6 protein-coding genes are annotated in these 5,369 nt (G+C 65.5%); 5 read left to right on the top strand and 1 reads right to left on the bottom strand.

Annotated features, from left to right (window positions below):
• Nucleotides 1–172: 172 nt before the first annotated feature.
• Nucleotides 173–1,093, bottom strand: coding sequence for a carbohydrate kinase family protein (locus ACTIFE_RS20365; RefSeq protein WP_439530976.1), 921 nt, complete (start codon nt 1,091–1,093; stop codon nt 173–175).
• 214 nt (nt 1,094–1,307) lie between these two features.
• On the opposite strand from ACTIFE_RS20365, the gene ACTIFE_RS20360 reads away from it, so the two are divergent.
• The 5 genes from ACTIFE_RS20360 to ACTIFE_RS20340 are packed head-to-tail and all read left to right on the top strand — an operon-like array spanning nt 1,308 to nt 5,135.
• Nucleotides 1,308–1,979: an amino acid ABC transporter permease gene (locus ACTIFE_RS20360; protein WP_439530975.1), complete on the top strand. Its 672-nt coding sequence runs from the start codon at nt 1,308–1,310 to the stop codon at nt 1,977–1,979.
• Nucleotides 1,979–2,650, top strand: coding sequence for an amino acid ABC transporter permease (locus ACTIFE_RS20355; RefSeq protein ID WP_439530974.1), 672 nt, complete (start codon nt 1,979–1,981; stop codon nt 2,648–2,650). Before ACTIFE_RS20360 ends, ACTIFE_RS20355 begins: the two co-directional genes overlap by 1 nt.
• Nucleotides 2,650–3,387, top strand: coding sequence for an amino acid ABC transporter ATP-binding protein (locus ACTIFE_RS20350; RefSeq protein WP_439530973.1), 738 nt, complete (start codon nt 2,650–2,652; stop codon nt 3,385–3,387). Before ACTIFE_RS20355 ends, ACTIFE_RS20350 begins: the two co-directional genes overlap by 1 nt.
• Nucleotides 3,387–4,310 carry an isoaspartyl peptidase/L-asparaginase gene (locus ACTIFE_RS20345; protein ID WP_439530972.1) on the top strand — a complete coding sequence of 308 codons (924 nt, stop codon included), beginning with the start codon at nt 3,387–3,389 and terminating at the stop codon, nt 4,308–4,310. Before ACTIFE_RS20350 ends, ACTIFE_RS20345 begins: the two co-directional genes overlap by 1 nt.
• 30 nt (nt 4,311–4,340) lie before the next feature.
• A complete protein-coding gene (locus tag ACTIFE_RS20340; protein WP_439530971.1) occupies nt 4,341–5,135 on the top strand; it encodes a transporter substrate-binding domain-containing protein in 795 nt (264 codons plus the stop codon).
• Nucleotides 5,136–5,369: the final 234 nt, after the last annotated feature.

Genomic DNA, 5,369 nt, shown 5'->3' with positions numbered 1-5,369 from the left:
AAAGTGATTCGCATCTCATGAAGCCTCTGAATCACAAGACAAATCCGCAAGCAATAAATAAGTTAGCGCGTATGGGCTCAAGGCCGGGACAGCACAGAGAGGATGGTCCCGGCACAAGGCCGGGACGGCACAGTGCGGATAAGGCCGGGACGGCTGTCAGAGAGGTCCCGCCTTACAGCTCGTGCGCCCAGGGCGGGTTGGCGCCGGCGCGGGAGACGGTGATGGCGGCGACGGAGGTGGCGCGGGTGAGGGCGACGGTGAGGACCGCATCGCTCAAGGCGCCGACGCCAGCCTTGGTGAGGGCACCGGCCTCGGCCAGAGAGGACAGGAAGCCGGCGTTGAATGTGTCACCGGCGCCGACCGTGTCCACGACCTCGACCTTGCGGGCGGGAACGGTGATGTCCTGTGTCGCCGTGAGAGCCCGGGCGCCGTCCTTGCCGAGGGTCTTCAGCACGACCTTGACGCCGCCGGCGATCCAGGATTTCGCCATCGTGTCGAAATCGGAGCCAGGCGCGTACCACTCGAGGTCTTCCTCGCTGAGCTTCAGGATGTCCGCCTTGGCGAAAATGCGCGACAGACGGGCACGATAGGCCGTTTCATCGGTAATGAAACCGGGGCGGATGTTGGGATCAAGCGCGATCACCCGCGAACCGGCCTCGCGCATCAGCAGCGCTTCCAGCGCCGTGCCGCAGGGCTCGCCAATGAGGCTGATGCCGCCGAAATAGAGCGTCGTGACGGCGGCGGGCAGAGCGGGCAGGTCGGCGGCCGTGATCATGCGGCCGGCGGAGTTCTCGTCGTAGAAGGTGTAGGTGGCGTTGCCGTCCTTCAGCCGCACGAAGGCCAGCGTCGTCGGGCGCGGTGAGCGGATCGTCAGGTCGGTGGCAACGTTCGAGGCGGCGAGATGGGCGAGGAGCTGCTCGCCGAACAGGTCGTTTGAGACGCCATAGAGGAAGCCGGACGGTGTGCCGAGCCGGCCGAGGGCCAGCGCCGTGTTGAAGATCGCGCCGCCGGGCACGGGCAGGAATGCAGTTCCTTCGCCGCCGATCTCTCTCGGCAGCATGTCCATCAGCGCTTCACCGCAACACAGGATCATCAGTCAGGTCCATCCAGAAAGCAGGGTTCCCTCTTCGGGCGAGGGGTGTTCACTTGGGAGCATCACAGGGCGCTTTTTGTGCCCCGGATCCGGCAGCGACGCAAGGGCAGGGGTGCCGGCTTCCGGTGCGGTGCGGACACGAAGCTGACCGTTGACAGGACGCAGTTTGCACGTCTAAATGAAACCGGTTTCACTTCTCACTCGGGAGGCGCCCTTGGGCTTCGACCTTTCGATCCTGGCCAAGCATGTGCCGTTCCTCCTGGAGGGGCTGTGGCTGACCACGGTGGTCTGCCTCGGCGCACTGGCGGGCAGCATCGTGCTTGGCATTGTCGTGGCCGCCTGCCGCACGGCCGCTTCGCCGCTGGCCCGGCGCCTGTCGGCGATCTATGTCGACGTGTTCCGCAACATCCCCTTCATCGTCCAGCTGTTCTTCTTCTATTTCGGGCTGCCGGAAGTGGGGATCTACATCGAGGCCGCGCCCACCGGGATCATCGCCCTGTCGATTGCCGGCGGTGCCTATACCTCCGACGTCATTCGCGCGGGCATCCTCGCCATCGAGCCTGGGATCCTGGAGGCGGCGGAGGTCAGCGGTCTTTCCCGGCGCAAGATCTTCACCAAGGTGATCCTGCCCATCGCGCTCCGGACCTCGATCCGGCCGCTCGGGGCGGTCTGCGTCAATCTGGTGCTGACCTCGTCGGTGCTGTCGACGATCACGCTGAACGAGCTGACCGGCTCGGCGAAGATTGTGGCGGCCGAGACGTTCCGGCCCTTCGAGGTCTATGCGGCGCTGCTCATTGCCTATGCCTGCCTGACCTATGCGGTCTCTGGCCTCTTCGGCGCGCTGCACCGCCATGTCAACCGCCATACGGCCGGGGAGGTGGCGTGATGCGCTACACCGAGTTTACCTCCTATGACATCGTCCTTCTGCTGCAGGGCCTGTCGGTCACGCTGTGGCTGTTTGCAGCCTCGACGCTGATCGGCGGCGCGCTCGGGCTCGGCTTTGCGGTGGTGCGCTACTACCGGGTGCCTGTGCTGCGCCAGCTGGTGCATGGGCTTGCCGAACTCCTGAAGAACTCGCCCGTGCTGGTGCAGCTGTTCCTGGTGTTCTTCGGTCTGCCGGTGCTGATGAAGATCAACCTGACGCCGTCGCAGGCGGCGCTGATCACCCTGTCCGGCAATACGGCGGCCTTCGTCTACGTGATCGCGGTTTCGGCCATCGAGGCGATCTCGCGCGAGCAGATCGAGGCGGCGCGGGTGTTCGGCCTGACACGCTGGACCATCCTGAGACGGGTGATCGCGCCGCAGGCGCTGGCCTTTGCCATCGGACCGCTGACGGGCCTGCTCGTCAATCAGCTGCAGGTGACCTCGCTCATCTCCGTCATCGGCGTCATCGACCTGACCAAGGTCGGCAACATCCTCAACCTGCGCACGCTGAAGCCCTTCATCGTCTGGGCTGTCGTGGGCGCGCTCTATTACCTCACCGCCAAGGCGGTCGCCTATGCCGGGTCCCGGCTGGAACGGCGGCTGCGGGCGCATACGGACTGGAAGGGGGTCTGATGCTCTCCGTCAACGGCCTGTGCAAATCCTTCGGCGCCCACAAGGTGCTCGACGGGGTCAATCTCACGCTCACTCCGGGCGAAGTGGTCTCGGTTCTGGGCGCCAGCGGCTCGGGCAAGTCGACCCTGATCCGTTGCATCAACGGTCTTGAGACATTCGAGGCCGGGTCGATCACGGTCGATGGCTTCGATGTGGCCAAGCCGAAGGACCTTGCCGAAGCACGCTGCCGGTCGGCGACCGTGTTCCAGCAGTTCAACCTCTATCCGCACATGACGGCGGTGGAGAACATCGCGCTTGCGCCCGTCGAGGTGCTGAAGCGGCCCAAGGCGGAGGTGATCGCGGACGCCCGCGCGTTGCTCGACCGGGTCGGTCTGGCGCACCGGGCGGATGCCTATCCGGCGCAGCTGTCGGGCGGCCAGCGCCAGCGGGTCGGCATCTGCCGGGCGCTTGCCATGCAGCCGCGCTATCTGCTGCTCGACGAGGTGACCAGCGCGCTCGATCCGGAGATGACGGCCGAGGTGCTGGACATCCTCAAGGTGCTGACAACGACGGGCACGACGATGCTGTTCGTCACCCACGAGATTGCCTTCGCCCGCTCGATCTCGCACCGGATCGTCTTTCTCGAGAAGGGCGAACTCATCGCCGACATGCCGACGGCTGATTTCTTTTCCGAACGGGGGCGGTCGCTGCCGCGCGTTGCCCAGTTCCTGTCCAAGCTGCAAGGGGAAGCCCTCTGATGATCCTCATCGCCAATTCCGAGGCCTGGCCCGGCTTTGCCAAGACAGTGGCCGCGCTGAAGGCCGGAACCCATGGCATCGACGCCATGATCGAGGGCATTGCCGAAGTCGAACGCGAACCGAAGGTGCGCAGTGTCGGTTACGGCGGCTGGCCGAACATGATCGGCGAGATGGAATGCGATGCCGGCGTGATGGACGGCACCACCCGCGAGGTGGGCTGCGTGGGCGCCGTGCCGAGCACGATCCCGGTGGCAGCGCTCGCCCGTGAGGTGATGCGCCGCCTGCCGCATGTGATGCTGACCGGAGCGGGTGCCCGCCGCTTTGCCGATGAGTGCGGCTTTGCCCGCGACGACGCGCTCTTCCCCGACAGCAAGCGGGTGTGGTGGGAGCGGCTGGAACAGGAACTGTCGCCCGAAGACCAGGCGAAGTTCCCGGACATCCCGCTGGTGCCGCTCAACCACACGATCACCGATCCCGAACGCGTGCGCGACACGACGGTGTTCCTCGCCCGCGATGCGGCCGGCGGCGCCCATGCGGTGACGTCGACCTCCGGCTGGGCGTGGAAATATCCGGGCCGGCTGGGCGACAGCCCGATCCCGGGCGCTGGCTTCTACGCGGACAGCCGCTATGGCGCGGCCGCCTGCACCCACACCGGCGAGATGACCATGCGCGCGGGCACCTCGCGCAGCATCGTTCTCGGCCTGCGCATGGGCCTGTCGCTGAGCGAGGCCGTCGACCTTGCGGTGGCCGACGTGCGCGACCTCACCGGCGGCTTCATCGGCGCGCTGGTCATCCAAGCCATCGACATCCACGGCAACCACCGGGTTGTCGCCCTGAATTGCCACGAGCCAATCAAGTACTGGCTGTGGCATCCCGGCCTTGCGGAGCCCGAGCACCGCGCGGCGGAACATCTGACTGCATAACCATAACCACAACCTGGAGGGTCGTAACTGATGTTGAGACTGATGAAACTGGCGGGCGCCGCGCTCGCAGCAACCCTTGTGTTCACCGGTGTGGCGAGCGCCGGCAAGATCGACGAGATCCGCTCGCGCGGTGTCGTGCGCATCGGCGTGTCGCTGGGCGGCGAGCCGATCGGCTTCCGCGACGCGCAGAGCAACCCCGTCGGCTATGACGTCGATGTGGCGACGCGCCTTGCCGAGAAGCTGGGCGTGCCGGTGGAATTCGTCGACGTGTCGGGCGATGCCCGCATCTCGATGCTGGTGTCCGGCCAGATCGATGTGGCGGTCGCCAACACCTCGGCAACGCTGGAACGCGCCAAGACCGTCGATTTCTCGATCCCCTACAACCGGGCCGGCCTGCGCGTCATCGTGCAGAAGGACGCGGGCATTGCCTCGCTCGACGACCTCAACGGCAAGAAGGTCGTTGTCGGTCGCGGCTCGACGGGCGAGACCTTCATGAAGGCCAAGGTGCCGGGCGCCGAACTGGTCTACACCGACACGTTCGCTCCCGATGGCGTCCTTTTGCTGCAGCAGAAGCGCGTTCAGGCGGCCATCGAGGACTCCTCGCTGCTCGACTATCTCGCCACGACCTCCGACAATCTGGTGACGCTGCCGGGGCTTTATTCCAATGACCCGATCGGCATTGCGGTCGCCAAGGGTGACCCGCATTTCACCCGCTGGCTCGACATGTTCGTCTCCGACTACATCCAGTCGGGTGCCTATGAGGCGAATTACAAGAAGTGGTGGGGTGCGGAAGCCAACCCGCCGGCCCTGACGCCGCTCTGGTAACAAACAAGGTTGCCGGTGCAAAGGTGCCGGCAGCCTCAGTTTCAAGCGGCGACGCCGTCATCCAGGACGAGAGCGCAGCGGAGATCCGGGACCGGAGAGTCACTGTGTCTCGACTTTTGGTACATTGAACAGCTCAGGCCTCGGCTCTCCGGTCCCGGCTCGGCGCTTCGCTTGGCCAGCAACTGTATCGGTTGCTGTCAAGTTGGTTGATCGCTGAAGTCCCTTTTTTGTCCC

Source organism: Pannonibacter sp. (assembly GCF_051860505.1).
In the GTDB taxonomy this organism is placed as follows: domain Bacteria; phylum Pseudomonadota; class Alphaproteobacteria; order Rhizobiales; family Stappiaceae; genus Pannonibacter.
The sequence above is the reverse complement of the archived record's forward strand: the minus strand, read 5'-3'. Positions and strand labels throughout refer to the sequence as shown.